The sequence below is a fragment of the Billgrantia aerodenitrificans genome (genome assembly GCF_021404405.1).
In the GTDB taxonomy this organism is placed as follows: domain Bacteria; phylum Pseudomonadota; class Gammaproteobacteria; order Pseudomonadales; family Halomonadaceae; genus Halomonas; species Halomonas aerodenitrificans.
This window is the reverse complement of the sequence record NZ_JABFTV010000007.1, coordinates 114906-130345: the sequence shown is the minus strand read 5'-3', so window position 1 is coordinate 130345 and position 15440 is coordinate 114906. Positions and strand designations below refer to the sequence as shown.

At 65.2% G+C, this 15440-nt stretch carries 17 protein-coding genes; 6 read left to right on the top strand and 11 right to left on the bottom strand.

From position 1 onward, the window contains the following. Positions 1–3: 3 nt before the first annotated feature. From HOP59_RS14370 to HOP59_RS14355, 4 genes are read right to left on the bottom strand one after another with little or no spacing between them, the layout of a single operon-like run. Positions 4–957 (bottom strand): polysaccharide deacetylase family protein, encoded by a 954-nt coding sequence (locus tag HOP59_RS14370; RefSeq protein ID WP_010626850.1) that lies wholly within the window; start codon positions 955–957, stop codon positions 4–6. A 17-nt stretch (positions 958–974) separates the two neighbouring features. After that, complete coding sequence (locus HOP59_RS14365; protein WP_010626849.1) at positions 975–1649, bottom strand: isochorismatase family protein; 675 nt, start codon at positions 1647–1649, stop codon at positions 975–977. Positions 1650–1679: 30 nt separating this feature from the next. Beyond that, positions 1680–2555 carry an isocitrate lyase/PEP mutase family protein gene (locus tag HOP59_RS14360; RefSeq protein ID WP_010626848.1) on the bottom strand — a complete coding sequence of 292 codons (876 nt, stop codon included), beginning with the start codon at positions 2553–2555 and terminating at the stop codon, positions 1680–1682. Positions 2556–2608: 53 nt separating this feature from the next. After that, positions 2609–2995: a nuclear transport factor 2 family protein gene (locus HOP59_RS14355; protein WP_010626847.1), complete on the bottom strand. Its 387-nt coding sequence runs from the start codon at positions 2993–2995 to the stop codon at positions 2609–2611. Positions 2996–3153: 158 nt separating this feature from the next. On the opposite strand from HOP59_RS14355, the gene HOP59_RS14350 reads away from it, so the two are divergent. The 6 genes from HOP59_RS14350 to HOP59_RS14325 all read left to right on the top strand — a co-directional run bounded on the left by HOP59_RS14350 (position 3154) and on the right by HOP59_RS14325 (position 9118). Next, the gene (locus HOP59_RS14350; protein WP_234254408.1) at positions 3154–3966 is read left to right on the top strand and encodes a GntR family transcriptional regulator; all 813 of its coding nucleotides are present in this window, start codon (positions 3154–3156) and stop codon (positions 3964–3966) included. 130 nt (positions 3967–4096) lie between these two features. Next, the gene (leuC, locus tag HOP59_RS14345; RefSeq protein WP_234254407.1) at positions 4097–5494 is read left to right on the top strand and encodes a 3-isopropylmalate dehydratase large subunit; all 1398 of its coding nucleotides are present in this window, start codon (positions 4097–4099) and stop codon (positions 5492–5494) included. 13 nt (positions 5495–5507) lie between these two features. Next, positions 5508–6140 (top strand): 3-isopropylmalate dehydratase small subunit, encoded by a 633-nt coding sequence (gene leuD, locus HOP59_RS14340; protein WP_234254406.1) that lies wholly within the window; start codon positions 5508–5510, stop codon positions 6138–6140. Between the two features lie 72 nt (positions 6141–6212). Further along, a complete protein-coding gene (gene dctP / locus HOP59_RS14335; protein WP_234254405.1) occupies positions 6213–7214 on the top strand; it encodes a TRAP transporter substrate-binding protein DctP in 1002 nt (333 codons plus the stop codon). Between the two features lie 84 nt (positions 7215–7298). Then, a complete protein-coding gene (locus HOP59_RS14330; protein WP_234254404.1) occupies positions 7299–7805 on the top strand; it encodes a TRAP transporter small permease in 507 nt (168 codons plus the stop codon). Next, positions 7805–9118, top strand: coding sequence for a TRAP transporter large permease (locus HOP59_RS14325; RefSeq protein ID WP_234254403.1), 1314 nt, complete (start codon positions 7805–7807; stop codon positions 9116–9118). Before HOP59_RS14330 ends, HOP59_RS14325 begins: the two co-directional genes overlap by 1 nt. 59 nt (positions 9119–9177) lie before the next feature. Here HOP59_RS14325 and hepT read toward each other — a convergent pair whose 3' ends face one another. The 7 genes from hepT to HOP59_RS14290 all read right to left on the bottom strand — a co-directional run bounded on the left by hepT (position 9178) and on the right by HOP59_RS14290 (position 15413). After that, positions 9178–9597 (bottom strand): type VII toxin-antitoxin system HepT family RNase toxin, encoded by a 420-nt coding sequence (hepT, locus tag HOP59_RS14320; protein ID WP_010626840.1) that lies wholly within the window; start codon positions 9595–9597, stop codon positions 9178–9180. Continuing rightward, the gene (mntA, locus tag HOP59_RS14315) at positions 9582–9998 is read right to left on the bottom strand and encodes a type VII toxin-antitoxin system MntA family adenylyltransferase antitoxin (protein WP_010626839.1); all 417 of its coding nucleotides are present in this window, start codon (positions 9996–9998) and stop codon (positions 9582–9584) included. The genes hepT and mntA overlap by 16 nt, the downstream gene beginning before the upstream one ends. 99 nt (positions 9999–10097) lie before the next feature. Then, positions 10098–11366 (bottom strand): kynureninase, encoded by a 1269-nt coding sequence (gene kynU, locus HOP59_RS14310; protein WP_234254402.1) that lies wholly within the window; start codon positions 11364–11366, stop codon positions 10098–10100. A gap of 82 nt (positions 11367–11448) precedes the next feature. Next, positions 11449–12078 (bottom strand): arylformamidase, encoded by a 630-nt coding sequence (kynB, locus tag HOP59_RS14305; protein WP_234254401.1) that lies wholly within the window; start codon positions 12076–12078, stop codon positions 11449–11451. Continuing rightward, entirely contained in the window at positions 12075–12947 is an 873-nt protein-coding gene (gene kynA, locus HOP59_RS14300; RefSeq protein ID WP_234254400.1) for a tryptophan 2,3-dioxygenase, read from the bottom strand. Before kynA ends, kynB begins: the two co-directional genes overlap by 4 nt. A 192-nt stretch (positions 12948–13139) precedes the next feature. Continuing rightward, positions 13140–14618 carry a protein adenylyltransferase SelO gene (locus tag HOP59_RS14295; protein ID WP_234254399.1) on the bottom strand — a complete coding sequence of 493 codons (1479 nt, stop codon included), beginning with the start codon at positions 14616–14618 and terminating at the stop codon, positions 13140–13142. A 111-nt stretch (positions 14619–14729) separates the two neighbouring features. Next, positions 14730–15413, bottom strand: a complete 684-nt coding sequence (locus tag HOP59_RS14290) for a GntR family transcriptional regulator (RefSeq protein ID WP_026037922.1) — start codon at positions 15411–15413, stop codon at positions 14730–14732. Positions 15414–15440: the final 27 nt, after the last annotated feature.

The following is a 15440-nucleotide window of genomic DNA, read 5'->3' as shown; positions in this document are numbered from 1 at the left end:
GACTCAGTTCCTCCCCGACTTGGCATCGATGTCGCGCAAGGCGTCGTCGTAGTGGTGAGCGAGATAGTGCTGGGCGATCTCGCGCCCAGTGGTAACCCACACGTCGCTGCGACCGGTGATGTACTCCAGCGCCTCCTCGAAGGCCTTGATGCGGTGCGGGCAGCTGATCTGATAGTTGTGGGTGGGAATGCACATCACCGTGCCCGACTCGGCGCCCTCGGCGTAGAGCCGGTCAAAGTGGCGCTTGAGCATGGTCAGGTAGTGGCGCGGCTCCACCTTGTTCACCGCGTAGACGATGGTGTCGTTCATCTCGAGCGAATAGGGCATGGAGATGAAGCGCCGCCCCGAGCGCAGGCGGATCGGCGTGGGCTGGTCGTCGTGGAACAGGTCGCAGGTATAAATGCCGCCTTCCTCGCCGAACAGCTCCTGACCCACCTCGGCGAACAGGTCGAGGGTGTGCTCGGAGTGGGACAGCGCCGGCGCCAGGTAGCCGGCGCACTTCTGCCCGGTATGACGCTGGATCGTCTCGATGCCGTCGCGAATCATCTCCCGCTCCTGGGCCTCGCTCATGCCGTAGGTGTAGCGGGTGTTGTAGATACCGTGGCTGAAGAATTCCCAGTCGCGCTCGCGGCACATCGCGACGATCTCGGGGTGGTGCTCGCACAGCGCCACCGAGAGCGACACCGAGCCGCGAATGCCGTACTTGTCGAGCAGCGCCATCTGGCGCTGGTGGCCGACCCGATTGCCATAGTCGCGAATGCTGAAGCCCGGCACCGAGGGGTGCGGCGTGGGCCACGGCTTGCGCTGGGGATTGGCCGGCGGATCGAGTTCATAGTATTCGATGTTGGGTGCCACCCAGAAGGCCACCCGAGCCCCGTTCGGCCAGGCGATCTTCGGCCGGTTCTCGTAGGGCCAGTAGTCGTAGGCGCCCAGTCTCTCTTTCAGCTCTGCCTGCATGTCAGCCTCCCCGCCGCTCAGGCCTTGTCGCTCGCGCGTGCCTCGAGCCAGGCCAGCACGTCGGCCACGTTCATCACGTCGGCGTACTTCAAGTGCAGGTCGGTGAGGTTGGCGTAGTGGTAGCTCTCGTGCTTGTCGGCCACGCACTCCATCGGCACGATGGTGCGGTAGCCCCGCGACAGACTGTCCACCGCAGTGGCGCGAATGCAGCCCGAGGTGGAACCGCCGGTGACGATCACGGTGTCGACCTGGTGCCACACCAGCAGCGACTGCAGCGGGGTCTCGAAGAAGGCCGAGGGCATACGCTTGGTATAGACCACATCGCCCTGCTCGATCTCGACCCGCTCGTCGAAGGCGGCGCGGTCGGAGCCGTACTTGATGTTCTGCAACGAATCCGGGGTGTCGGTACGCGTGCCCCATACGCCGGCATCCTCGGCGGAGTCGAGAAAGGCGACATGGGTCCATACCACCGGCCAACCGAGCTTACGGAAGCCGCGTGCCAGCTGGTTCACGTAGTCGAGCTGGTTGGGGTCGGTCTCGTAGGCAGTCTTGTAGAGATCGGTGCGGGTGTAGGCCTTCTGCGGATCGACGTTGACCAGCACCGCCTTGTTGCCGAAGCCGAACGGCACGCGCTGAGGGTTGGCCATCACCTCGAAGAAGATCTCCTTGGCGGTTTTATCGGTCGTGATCATGCGCTCTCTCCTGTGTCTTTGTCCTTGTGATCAGCGGGCGTCATACTTCTCGCCCAGCTCGAGCATCTTGCGGGTGCCGAGCACCTCGTTGAGCTGACTGAAGTCGAGCATGCGCTCACGGAAGGCATCGGTGGTGCCGTCGCGGCGCAGGGTGCCGAAGAACTGGCTCGCCATGTGGGTGAAGGCACGTACCAGAGCACCGGGGAAGATCACCAACGAGAAGCCCAGCGCTTGCAGCGCCTGGGCGTTCTGCAGCGGCGTGTCGCCCCCCTCCACCATGTTGGCCATGATCGGGATCTTGCCGCGGAACTCGGCCATGATGCTGGCGATGTCGTCGTCGCTGCGAATGCCTTCGATGAACAGCACGTCGACACCGGCCTCGCGGTAGGCATGGGCACGCTCGATGGCCCGGGCCGTACCCTCCACCGCCACTGCATCGGTGCGCCCGATGATCAGGGTCGCATCGCTCGCCCGAGCGTCCAATGCGGCCTTGAGCTTGCCCACCATCTCGCCTTGCGGCACCAGGGTCTTGCCGCGCAGGTGGCCGCAGCGCTTGGGGTAGGTCTGATCCTCGAGTTGGATGGCGTTGGCCCCGGCGCGCTCCAGCATGCGCACGCTGCGCATGACGTTCATGGCGTTGCCGAAGCCGGTGTCGCAATCCACCACCACGGAGAGCTCGGTGCGCTCGCGGATGTGCGCCATCACGTCATTGACCTCGCTGACGCTGACCAGGCCGATGTCGGGGCGGCCGAGCTGGGTGTAGGCGATGCTGGCCCCCGAGAGGTAGACGGTATCGAAGCCCGCCTCGGCGGCGAGCGAAGCGCTCAGGGCGTCATAAACGCCAGGTGCTACGACGATCTCGGGAGCGTGCAGTCTGGCCTTGAGGTCGCTGGCATCAACAGTCATGACGGGTGAATTCCTCATGTTCGGAAAGTCGGTAAGTGGTACGTCGCCCCTGTTCAGGGACGTGCCAGCGCCAGGTCGTTCCAGACCTGCTGTCGCACTATCCGGCCGTGGCGCAGCTCGAAGCGGTCGATGAAACGCACCCCGGCAAAGGGAGTGCCGTCGGGCCACTCGCCGTCGAGCTCGCCATGGCAGAACACCGCTGTGACGCCATTGCCATCACAGGTTTCCACCGCGGCGATGCGCTTGCGCACGAAGCGGTAGCGGTCGGCGGCCCAGGCCACCAGCTCTTCGAGGCGATGCATCTCGCCACTGCCCGGAAAGACCATGCTGAACTCCTCGTCGAGCAGGGCACCGGCACGCTCGAGCTCGCGCGCCTCCATTGCCGCCAGGAAGTCGCGCACGACCTCTTCGGGGGCAGCAGCAGGCTTGTTGGCAGGCATAGGGGTCTCCAGGGAAGAAGCCTTTGTCGTTGTTTGGCGCTATTCTTCGAGTTGCATGGCACACAAAGCTGTCCTATGCATAATACATTTCTATGTCCACCCCGACCCTTCCGTCAAGCGCTTCATCGCAACCGACAACAATGCACAAGGATCGAACCATGAACGATACGCATGCGAATTCCGTTGGGGGCACCAAGTCCCATCGCATCTATCTGCTGCTCAAGGACGCCATTCTAAGCGGCCGGCTGGCGCCGGGGCGCAAGCTGCCCGGCGAGCTGAAACTGGCCGAGCAGTACGGTGTGTCGCGGGTCACGGTCCGGCGCGCCATGCAGGCGCTCAACGAAGCGGGACTGGTGGCACGCAAGCCCGGACTCGGCACCGTGGTGCTGGAGCAACCGCTGGATGCCACGGTGATGACCGCCAGCGTCGCCAACCTGCTTCCCAACATGGTCAAGATGAGCAAGGCCTCACGGGTACGGCTGCTGGAGTTCTGCTACGCCAAGCCGCCGGAGCCGGTGCGCGAGAGTCTGGGGCTGCACGAGGGCGACAAGGTGCAGCGCTCAATTCGCGTGCGCATGGCGGATGGCAAGCCGTTCTCCTACCTGGTAACCCACGTGCCGGAGTACATCGCGCTGCACTACAACGAAGCCGACCTGTCGCAAACGCCACTGTTCGCCCTGCTCGAGCGCAGCGGCGTGAAGGTCGACCACGCGGCTCAGACCATCTCGGCCACCCTGGCCACCCACGAGGTGGCCGACGCACTGGAGGTCTCGGTGGGCTCGCCGCTGATCTCGCTGACCCGAGTGGTGTACGACGAAGAGGGCCGCGGCGTGGAGCATCTCGACGCGCTCTACCGCCCCGACCGTTACCGCATTCAGATCGATCTCAACCGCACCGGTGACGAAGCGGCACGCTACTGGGAACCGATGGCACCGGAACCCCGGCAGGCGGAAGCGGAGCAGCAGGCATGAGCGTAACGCAAACCAAATGTGCTATTTTTAATACATTTAAATCACAATCAAAAATACATTTGACCTGTGATATCGGTCTGGGATAGATGTATTTGGACAAGAATGACGCAACCCCGTTGAAGCGACCGACATGACAATGCCAACGACACTGTTCGACAAGGTGTGGGATGCCCACGAGATTCTGCGCGGCGAAAGCGGCCAGAGCCTGTTGTGGATCGACCGCCATTTCGTGCACGAGGGCTCCTTCCACGCCTTCAACAAGCTGCACGAACGCGAGCTGTCGGTGGCACGCCCCGACCTGACCTTCGGCATTGCCGACCACTACGTGCCGACCCTGACCCGCCGGCTCGATGCCATCGGCGACGTCAAGGTGCGCGGCATGATCGAGCAGTTGGCCGACAACACCCGCAAGCACGGCATCACTCTGTTCGGCCTCGACGACCCGCGCCAGGGCATCGTGCACGTGCTCGGCCCCGAGCAGGGCCTGACCCAACCCGGACTGCTGATGGTGTGCGGCGACAGCCACACCTCCACACACGGCGCCTTCGGCAGCATCGCCTTCGGTATCGGCGCTTCGGAAGTGGCCCACGTGCTGGCGACCCAGACTCTGTGGCAGAGCCGCCCCAAGAAGATGCGCCTGACCGTCGAGGGCGAGCTGGCACCGGGCATCACCGCCAAGGACATCGCGCTCACCTGGATCGCCCGCCTGGGGGCCGACGGCGCCCGGGGTTACGCCATCGAATACGCCGGCAGCGCCATTCGCAGTCTGTCGATGGAAGCGCGCCTGACGCTGTGTAACCTCTCCATCGAGGGCGGCGCCCGCTGCGGCATGATCGCCCCCGACGCGACCACCTTCGATTATCTGCGCGGTCGCCCCTTCGCCCCGCGGGGGGAGCAATGGGAGCAGGCGCTGGCCTACTGGCAGACGCTGAAGAGCGACGATGGCGCCCATTTCGACCGCGAAGAAACGCTCGCCGCCGCCGAGATCGCCCCCACCGTGACCTGGGGTGTCTCGCCGGAAGAGGCCCTGCCCATCGATGCCTGCATACCCGATCCGGCCGACCAGCACGATGCCGGCAAGGCGCGCCAGCTGCGCGACAGCCTCGACTACATGGGCCTCGCTCCCGGCCAGAAGCTGACCGACATCGTCATCGATCGGGTCTTCATCGGCTCCTGCACCAACGCGCGCCTGGAGGACCTGCGCGCCGCGGCCGCGGTATTGCGCGGCCGTCGCAGCCGGGTGCCGGGCATCGTCTCGCCAGGCTCCACCCAGGTGAAGCGCCAGGCCGAAGCCGAGGGGCTGGATGCCGTGTTCCGCGAGGCGGGCCTGGAGTGGCGTGAGTCCGGCTGCTCCATGTGCGTGGGCATGAACGGCGATCTGGTGCCGCCCGGCGAGCGCTGCGCCTCCACCACCAACCGCAACTTCAAGGGCCGCCAGGGGCCGGGCGCCAGAACCCATCTGATGTCGCCGGCCATGGTGGCCGCGGCGGCCGTGGCCGGCCGCCTTGCCGACCTACGCCAGCTGTGACAGGAGCCGAGTGATGGAACCGATCAAGATCATCGACGCCCCGGCCTGTCCGCTGCCGCTGGCCAATGTGGATACCGACCAGCTGATTCCGGCGCGCTTCATGAAGGAGCCGCGTAGCGTCGGCTACGGGCGCTTCCTGCTCCATGACCTGCGCCACGACGAAAGCGGCCGACCGGTCGAGGATTTCATCCTCAACCACCCGCAGGCGGGTGAGGCGAAAACCCTGGTGGCAAGGCGCAATTTCGGCGCCGGCTCGTCACGCGAGGCCGCCGTCTATGCGCTGGTGGACTTCGGCTTTCGCTGCGTGATCGCGCCGAGCTTCGGCGACATCTTCGCCTCCAATGCGGTCAACAACGGCCTGCTGCCGGCCACGGTCAGCGAGGCGGACGCCGAGACACTGCTTGCCGCGCTGGGAGAAGCCCCTGGAGCGCTGCACGTCGACTTGGAAGCGCAGCGCATCACCATCGGCGAGCTGAGCGTTGCCTTCAGCATCGCGCCGACCTGGCGCACCAAGCTGCTCAACGGCTGGGACGACATCGACATGACTCGTCAGCACGCCGAGGAGATCGAACGCTTCGCCACCCGCTATGCCAGCCAACGGCCCTGGCTCGATGCCGCACCGCCACCGCTGATCACACGGGGCTGACTGGCCTCCGGCCCCAGGACCAAAGACAAGACCGCAAGACAACCAACGCTGAAGATTGAAAGGAGAACAACTATGAACAAGCCTCTCATCGCTTCCCTGGGCCTCGCTGCCCTGGTCGCTTCCGGCCAGACCCTGGCCGTGGAGCGCATCACTGCCGTCCACGCCTTTCCGCCGTCGCTGATTTATACCCAGAGCTTCCTCGAGTTCGTCGACAAGGTGAACGAGCGTGGCGAAGGCGTGGTACAGATCAATGTACGCGGCGGCCCCGAGGTGATCGGTCTCTCCGAACAGCCCGACGCGGTTCGCAACGGAGTGGTCGACATGGCCTACACCGCTGCCAGCTTCTATGCCGGCACCGTGCCCGAACGCGACGCCATGGTGGCCTCCAACACCAACGCCATCTATGCCCGTGAGAACGGCGGCATCGACCTGCTCAACCAGATCCACCAGGACAAGATGGGGGTCTACTACCTGGGCTGGTTCGACAGCGGCGTGAGCTACAACCTCTACACCATCAACGAGCCGCGCCTGGACAGTGAGGGCAACCTCAGCGTCTCCGGCATGACCCTGCGCAGCAACCCGGTCTACGACGCCTTCTTCCAGGACTACCTCGGTGCCCAGCCGATCAGCCTGCCTACCACCGACGTCTACTCGGCGCTGGAGCGCAACGTGGTCAACGCCACCGGCTGGACCCAGATCGGCCTCAAGGACCTCAACTGGGACCGTTTCCTCAACTACCGCATCGATCCCGATTTCTTCTCCACCGACATGGGCGTGATCGTCAACCTGGACAGCTGGAACGGCCTGAGCGAGGAAGCCCGCGAGATCCTGCAGGAGGTGGCCATCGAGCACGAGCGTGCCAGTACCGAACGCTTCGAGGTGCTGGCCGAGGAGCAGCAGGCCGAGCTGGAGGCCGACGGCATGCAGGTCTTCCGTCTGGAAGGCGAGGCTGGCGAGCGCTTCTCCGAGGCCGCCCGCGAAGCCACCTGGGAGCGTATGCGCCGCCAGATGGAGCGTCATCCCATGGGGCTCGAGCACTACGACGAGCTGATCGAGAAGTTCAACGACCTGTAAGCGCGGGGGCCGGTCGCCAGCGGCCGGCCCACTGCTGCTCGTCGTCGGTTCGTTCGGCCCTTTTCATCGCGCCCGGGGAGGCTTATGCGTTACGCCAGTCGTGCTTACCTGCTGCTGCTCAACGGCATGGCCCTCGCTGCCGCCATCATGCTGGTATGGCTGATGGTCGCCATCGTGCTCTCGGTAGTGATCCGCAACCTGGGGCTGCAGCCCTCGGCGTGGCTCTTCCTCTCCACCGAATACGCCATGTTCTATCTGACCCTGCTGGGCGCCCCCTGGCTGGTGCGACACAAGGGCCACGTGCACATCGAACTGCTCACCTCGATCCTGACGCCCATGGCCCTGCAGGTGGTTAGCCGCCTGGTGGCCCTGCTGTGCGTGGCGGTGTGCGTGGTGCTGGCCTGGAAGGGCTATGACCTGGTGTCGATGAACATTGCGCGCAACGACTACGACGTGCGCGCCTTCTTCGTGCCCAAGTGGATCCTCACCATCGCTTACCCGGTGTGCTTTTCCATGATGGCCATCGAATTCGCCCGCTTCGTGGTCGGGCGCGACATCCTTCACAGCGGCGAAGCGGGGATCAAGGAATAATGGAATGGTATCTGGCCCTGGCCTTTCTGCTGGCCCTGATTCTCGGCTTCATGGCCATCGGTACGCCGATCGCCCTGGCCTTTCTTGCCGCCAACGTCATCGGTGCCTGGCACTTCATGGGCGGCCAGAACGGTCTCATCCAATTGCTCAACAACGGCTTCGGCGCCCTCTCCAGCTTCAACCTGGTGCCGATCCCGCTGTTCCTGCTGATGGGTGAGCTGTTCTTCCGCACCGGCCTGGGCATGCGCATGTTCAACGCCATCGACCAACTGATGGGCAAGGTGCCCGGCCGGCTCTCCTACGTCACCGTGGTGGGCGGTACCGGCTTCTCGACCCTTAGCGGCTCTTCGATGGGCTCCACCGCGCTGATGGGCTCGCTGCTGGTGCCGGAGATGGAGCGTCGCGGCTACCAGAAGCGCATGGCCATCGGCCCGATCCTGGGTACCGGGGGGCTTGCGATCATCATTCCACCCTCGGCGCTTGCCGTACTGCTGGCCACCCTGGCCAAGGTCGACATCGGTGCCCTGCTAATCGCCGGCATCATGCCCGGCCTGGTGCTGGCCGGGTTCTATATTGCCACCATCTGGATCCAGACCCGGCTCGATCCGGACGCGGCCCCCAATTACGAGCTGGAGCCGGTGCCGCTGGGCCAGAAGCTCAAGCTGGTGCTCACCGACATCCTGCCGATGATCAGCGTGATGATCTTCATCGTCGCGCTGATGCTGCTGGGCTTCGCCACGCCCTCCGAGGCGGCGGCCTTCGGCGCCCTGGGTGCCATCGTGCTGGCGGTGATCTTTCGCTGCATGACCTGGGAGGCATTCAAGCTCTCGGTGATCGGCGCTCTGAAGGTCACCCTGATGGCCTACCTGATCGTGTTCGGCTCGGCCACCTTCAGCCAACTGCTGGCCTTCTCCGGCGCCTCCAGCGGGCTGATCCAGTGGGCCACCAGCTTCGACCTGGCGCCGATCCTGATGCTGCTGGCGATGTTTGCCGTGCTGCTGGTGCTCGGCACCTTCATGGAGCAGATCTCGATCATGATGCTCACGGTGCCGTTCTTCTTCCCGCTGGCCCAGGTACTCGGCTTCGACCCGATCTGGTTCGGCATCATCATGCTGCTGGCGCTGGAGATCAGCTTCTCCACGCCGCCGCTGGGGCTGCTGCTGTTCGTGATGAAGGGCGTGGCACCCAAGGGCACCACCATGCGCGAAATCTATTCCGCAGCGATTCCCTACATCCTTTGCTCGATGCTGCTGGTCGCGCTGCTGATCGTGTTCCCCGGCATCGCCACCTGGCTGCCTGGGATGATCAACTAGCGGAAAGCAGATTCCGCCACTTGCTGAGCCCGTTCGGCCATATCAGGACAAAACGCGGCTCAGCGAAGCGACGGATCCATGAAGACCCGGGCAAACTGCCTGAACTGGTCGAGATGATCGCGACAGATGGCGAAAACCACCTGCCAGTTAACGGCTTCGTAGTTGTGAACCACGATGTTGCGGAAGCCGACCGATTTTCTCATGTCATCGGCCAGCGCACGGCTGATCACATCTCGCTCGGCAAGTACATCGAAGCTTTGCCCCATGGTGATAGGAGACGTCAGCTCGTGGTGCTCCGCGATCCAGTGTGCCGCTATGTCCACGCAGAGCTGAACGGCACGGGTCAGGTTCAGCGCCAGGATATCCTGAGCATCGAGATCCGCTTCCAAGGCCTCGACGCTGCTCGGGCAGCGGCTTTCGAGCCGCATGACGCAACGCCGCAGCGACTCCAGCTTCTGGTTGATCAGGAGTTGATCCATGCCGCCTGCCTCGCCTTGAGGATTCTCTGCTGCAATGGCACGAAATCCTCGTTGTCGATGATGTTGCGGTAGACCAGGCGGGCCCATGCCGAATCGCTGCCTTGCAGGCGTACTCCCGAGGTGACGATCTGCGTCAGCAGCGGCTGGCCGGCCGTCTTGAGATCGACCAGATCCACAGGGCGGGAGCACGCCAGGGCCAACGCCTCGATGAGGGCGATCTTCTTGTCGCTGGTCAGCGGGTGGCGAGCCTCCACCGCAAGGTCGAGGTCGCTGTCGGGCCTGGCGCGCCCCTTGGCAAGCGAGCCGAACAGCACGACCTGCTCGATCTCTTCGAACGGCGCAAGCGCCCGTAGGATCGACTGGTGAAGCTCAGTGTCATCACGACGATGCGTGGAAGGCATGTCACGACCTCGAAACGTCAGTTACGACCAGTGTACCCCCAAGCGCCGATACCGTGCATGAAAGCCTACGGAATCCGTCGATGACCTGGGCAATCCGACTCAGGTCACCGCCCCGCGCTGCTGAAAGCACGGGGCCAGATACTCGCCTTCGCTCAGCACTTCGCGCAGATGCTGCGCCGCCTGCCAGACGTCCTCATGGCTCAGGTAGAGCGGCGCGAAGCCGAAGCGCATCAGCCCCGGCTCGCGGTAGTCGCCGATCACGCCGCGCTCGATCAGCGCCTGGACGATGGCATAGCCGTGTTCTCTTTCCACCAACCCTACCTGGCTGCCGCGCTGCGCCTCGTCCGGGGTGATGTCGGCAATGCTGTGCTCCGCCAGGCAGTCACCCAGCGACTCGCGAAACAGCTCGATCAAGCGCTGGCTCTTGCGCCGCAGCTGAGCGAGGTCCACCTCCTGCCACAGCGCCAGCGACGCTTCCAAGGCAGCAAAGGCCAGCGGCGAGTGGGTGCCGGTACGAAAGCGCGAGATACCCGGCGCAGGGGCATAGTCGACCTCGAAAGCGAACGGCGAGGCGTGGCCCAGCCAGCCCGACAACGGCTGCCAGGCCCGGTCCTGGCAATCGCGCCGCACATAGAGAAAGGCCGGCGCACCGGGGCCGCCATTGAGGTACTTGTAGGTGCAGCCCACCGCGTAGCGCACGCCACAGGCGGCGAGATTCACCTGCAGAGCGCCGGCCGAGTGGGCCAGGTCCCAGACCACCTCGCCGCCGCTGGCATGCACCTGGCGGGTGATCGCCGCCATGTCGCGCAGACGCCCGGTGCGATAGTGCACATGGCTGAGCACCACCGCCGCCACCCGCTCGTCGAGATAGGCATCCAGCGCCTCGCCCTCCGGCACCACCCGATGCTCGAAGCCGCCGAAGCGACAGAAGCCCTGTGCGATGTAGCCGTCGGTGGGGAAGTTGCCGCCTTCGCTGAGGATCACCGGCCGCGCCCGGCTCTGTCCTTCAGTGCCTCTTTGCCCTTCAGTGCCTCTTTGCCCTTCGGTGATATAGCCCAGCAGCTTGAAGATGTTGTGGGTGATGGTGTCGGTCACCAGCACCTCGCCCGGCCCGGCTCCCAGCAGCGGCGCCAGCCGGTCGCCAAGCCGCTCCGGCGCATCGAACCAGCCCTGGTTCCAACCCTGGATCAGCGAGTCGCGCCATTGGCTCATCAGGCCGTCGACGGCGGCCACGGCAGCGCTGGGCTGGGCGCCCAGGGAGTTGCCGTCGAGATAGATCGTGCCTTGCGGCAGGGTGAAGCGGCTTCTGAAGGTGGCCAGCGGGTCCTGGCGGTCCAGCTCGCGAACGTCATCGAGAGTCAGGGGCATGGTCGGCTCCAGCACAAGGAGAAAACGGAATCGGGAAAGCGCTTGTCAGCTCGCGTAGCTATCAAGCCAGCTCGCGCCGCTATCAAGCCAGCTCGCGCAGAAGGGCCCGCACCGGCGAGGCATCGGCCCCGGCCAGCTTCAGCGGCAGGGCGATCAGCTCATAATGGCCCGGCGGCACCGCATCCAGCACCAGCCCTTCGAGAATCGCCATACCGTGCTGGTGCACCCGCCAATGCGCCAGCAGCTTGCTGTCCACCTCGGGGTCGAGCGAAGGACTATCCACGCCGATCAACCGCGCGCCGCGCTCGGCCAGCAGGTCGATGCTCTCCGGCGCGATGGTGGTGAAGTCACTGCGCCAGCGCTCATGGGGAAAATGCTCCCAGGTGCGCAGCAACACCCGCTCGACGCGCGGCGGCAGCACGGGCAGCAGATGCTCGGGCTCGACCCTCGGCGCGGCATGGCGCATGTCCAGCACCACGCATAGGCCAAGGTAGGTGGTGAGTTCCACCTCGTCGATGGCCCTGCCATCGGCGGCGTAGTGGCTGGGCGCGTCGGCATGGGTGCCGGTGTGGGTGGAGAGCGTCAGGCGCGAGACGTTGACCGGGCACTGTCCGTCGAGCACCCAGGTCGGCTCATGGGCAAAAGGGGTATCGCCGGGCCATACCGGCATGTCGGCACGCAGCGGCTGGGAGATGTCATAGAGTCGGCTCATGAGGCGCCCTCCTCCAGCGTGGTGCGCACCGACCACAGCTCGGGGAAGAACTGCAGGTCCAGCGCCTTGGCGAGATAGGAGGCCCCGCCGGTGCCACCGGTGCCGGGCTTCTGTCCGATGATGCGCTCCACCGTCTTGAGGTGGCTGAAGCGCCACTGGTGGAAGTGGTACTCGGTATCGACGAGCTTTTCGGCCAGTTCGTAGAGCTCCCAGTAGCGGCCGGTATCGCGGTAGATATCCGCCCAGGCCTGCTCCACCTCGTCACAGGGCCGATAGGGCTCCGACCAGTCCCGCGCGATGACCGACTCGGGAAGTGCGAAGCCGCGCCGGGCCAGCAGCTGCAGGCTGATGTCGTAAAGGCTCGGAGCGTGGAGTACCTTGCTGAGGCGCCGGTAGCGCTCGGGATGGCGACGGTGCACTTCGATCATCGCCGCATTCTTGTTGCCGAGCAGGAACTCCAGCTCGCGATACTGGAACGACTGGAAGCCCGAACTCTGGCCGAGGCTGTCACGAAAGCGCGCGTAGTCGGCGGGAGTCATGGTCACCAGCACCTCCCAGGCATTGATCATCTGCGCCTGGATTCGCGCCACCCGGGTGAGCATCTTGAACGCCGGGCGCAAGCGGTCGGATGCGATGTGTGCCGCGGCGGCGTGGGCCTCGTGCAGGCACTGCTTGAGCCACAGCTCCGAGACCTGATGGATGACGATGAACAGCATCTCGTCATGCTCCGCGGTACCCGGCCGCTGGGCCGACAGCAGCGGCCCCAGCTGCAGGTAATCGCCATAGCTCATCGGCTGGTCCCAGTGCACCCCCTCCTGCGAGAGGTCCACGCTGGCGCTGCGTGCCTGCCCTTCCTTCCGCTTGGCCATGGTCGCCCTCCTTCGTCGTCTTTCCGTCAGTTTACGAAGTTACAACCACAGCCACTGACCGAACAGGGGCTCTACCTGAACTGGTATCTAGTCATGCGCCAGGGCGAAGCCGAGGGCTCGGCGGCAGGGGCCCTGGCGCATACGCTACATACCGTCATCACAGACCGCCGAGAGGTCGAATAAGGTGCCGACTCAAGTCCCGCAGAAGGTACGGAATACCCGCTCGGTGGGCTCGGCCGGCCGCATGTACTCCTCGCGCCCGGGCTGGTCGTCGAACGGGTGGGTGATGATATCGAGCAGGGTCTCGAAGGGGCCGTAGTCGTTTTCGTCCATGGCCGCGGTCAACGCCTGCTGCACGCGGTGGTTGCGCGGGATGAAGGCCGGGTTGGCCAAACGCATGCGCTGCGCCCGTTCGCTCTCGCCCGGCTCTTCCTGAGCAAGACGCTCGCGCCACTCCTCCAGCCAGCCGGCAATCTCCTCGGGGCGTTCGAACAGCTCGACCAGCGAGGCTTCCGCCGCAGCGCTCTCGGCAACGTCCGCCAGCCGACGGAAAGTCAGGGTGAAGTCGGCACGGCCACGGTGCATGGCCGCCAACAGCGACTCGATCAGCGCCTTGTCGCCGGGCTTCTCGCTGGTCAGGCCGAGCTTGGCACGCATGACCGCCAGCCACTCCCGTTCGTACTGCTCCGGGAAGCGCTGCAACAGCTCGGTGGCCCGCTCCACCGCGCGCTCGCTGTCGTCATCGATCAGCGGCAGCAAGGTCTCGGCCAGCCGCGCCAGGTTCCACTGGGCGATCCACGGCTGGTTGGAGTAGGCGTAGCGCCCGCCCTCGTCGATGGAGCTGAACACCATCTTCGGGTCGTACTGCTCCATGAAGGCGCAGGGGCCGAAGTCGATGGTCTCGCCGGAAATCGAGGTGTTGTCGGTGTTCATCACGCCATGAATGAAGCCCACGCCCATCCACTTGGCGATCAGCGCCGCCTGGCGCGCCTGTACCGCTTCCAGCAGGCCCAGATAGCGCTCGCCGTCCTGGCGTGACTCAAGCGCCGGATAGTGACGCTCGATGACGTGCCCGGCCAGCTCGCGTACGCCGTCGATATCGCCGCGGGCGGCGAAGTACTGGAAGGTGCCGACGCGGATATGACTGGAGGCGACCCGGGTGAGAATGGCCCCGGGCTCCGGAATGCCGCGCATGACCCGCTCGCCGGTGGTCACCGCGGCCAGCGCCCGGGTAGTGGGGATGCCCATGGCGTGCATCGCCTCGCTGACCAGATACTCGCGCAACACCGGCCCCAGAGGCGCCCGGCCATCGCCGCCGCGGGAGAACGGGGTGCGCCCCGCTCCCTTGAGCTGGATGTCGCGCAGCCGACCGTCGCGGTCGGTCACCTCGCCCAGCAGCACCGCACGGCCATCGCCCAGCTGCGGCACGAAGCCGCCGAACTGATGCCCAGCATAGGCCTGGGCCAGCGGCTCGGCGCCGTGGGGCACCACGTTGCCGGAGAACCATACCGCCGCCTCTTCGGCATCGAAGGCAGCGAGGTCGAAGCCCAGCGCCTCGGCCAGCGGCCGATTGAAGGCCACCAGGTGCGGCTCACGCACGGGCACCGGCTCGAAGTGGGCGTAGAAGCGTTCCGGCAGGCGGGCATAACGCAGAGTGAACGGGGGAAACATGGTAACTCCAGCAGTCTTCATGCCGCTCACTGTAGGCGCGGGGGCGGCGAAAATCGAGCGCCGTTGCCCCCCCTTATAAGGGACTGGTCACGAGCGACTCGTTACGAGCGGCTAGCCGGTAGCGGAAACCGGTCGCTCGAACTCGCGAATGCTGGCCACGAAGTCGCTGAAGCGCTCGCCCTGGATCAGCACGTGATCGCGCAGGGCATGTTCCGCTGCCGCCGGGTCGCCCGCTTCGATGGCTGCCACCACGTCCCGATGCTCGCGCAGCGAGCTGTGCATGCGCTGGCGAACCTTCAACTGCAAGCGACGATAAGGCTTGAGCCGCTGCTTTAGCTGGCGCGCCTCACCGAGCAGAAAGGTGTTGTGGCTGGCCCGGTAGATGCAGTCGTGGAAGGCCTCGTTCTCGTAGTAGTACTCGTCGGTGTCTCCGGCCCGAGCGGCCGCCTCGCAGCGCTCAAGTGCATCACGCAGCTCGGCGAGCTCGGCATCGCTGATGCGCCGCGCCGCCAGGCGCCCGCACATGGCCTCCAGCTCCGCCATCACCTCGAACATCTCGATCAGCTGATCGATGCCCACCTTGGCCACGAAGGTGCCCTTCTTGGGCGAGACCGTCACCAGCCCGCTGGCGACGAGTTGCTGGATCGCTTCACGTATCGGGGTACGGGAAACATTGAACTCCCGGCCCAACGCCTCCGGGTCCAGCCTTTCGCCGGGCAGCCGGCGACCGTTGATGATGTCGTTCTCCAGCGAGTCGCGCAGGCGCTGTGCATTGGAGCGCTTGGTGCTGGTCATGGCCACCTCCTCGGTCGCGGCATTCAA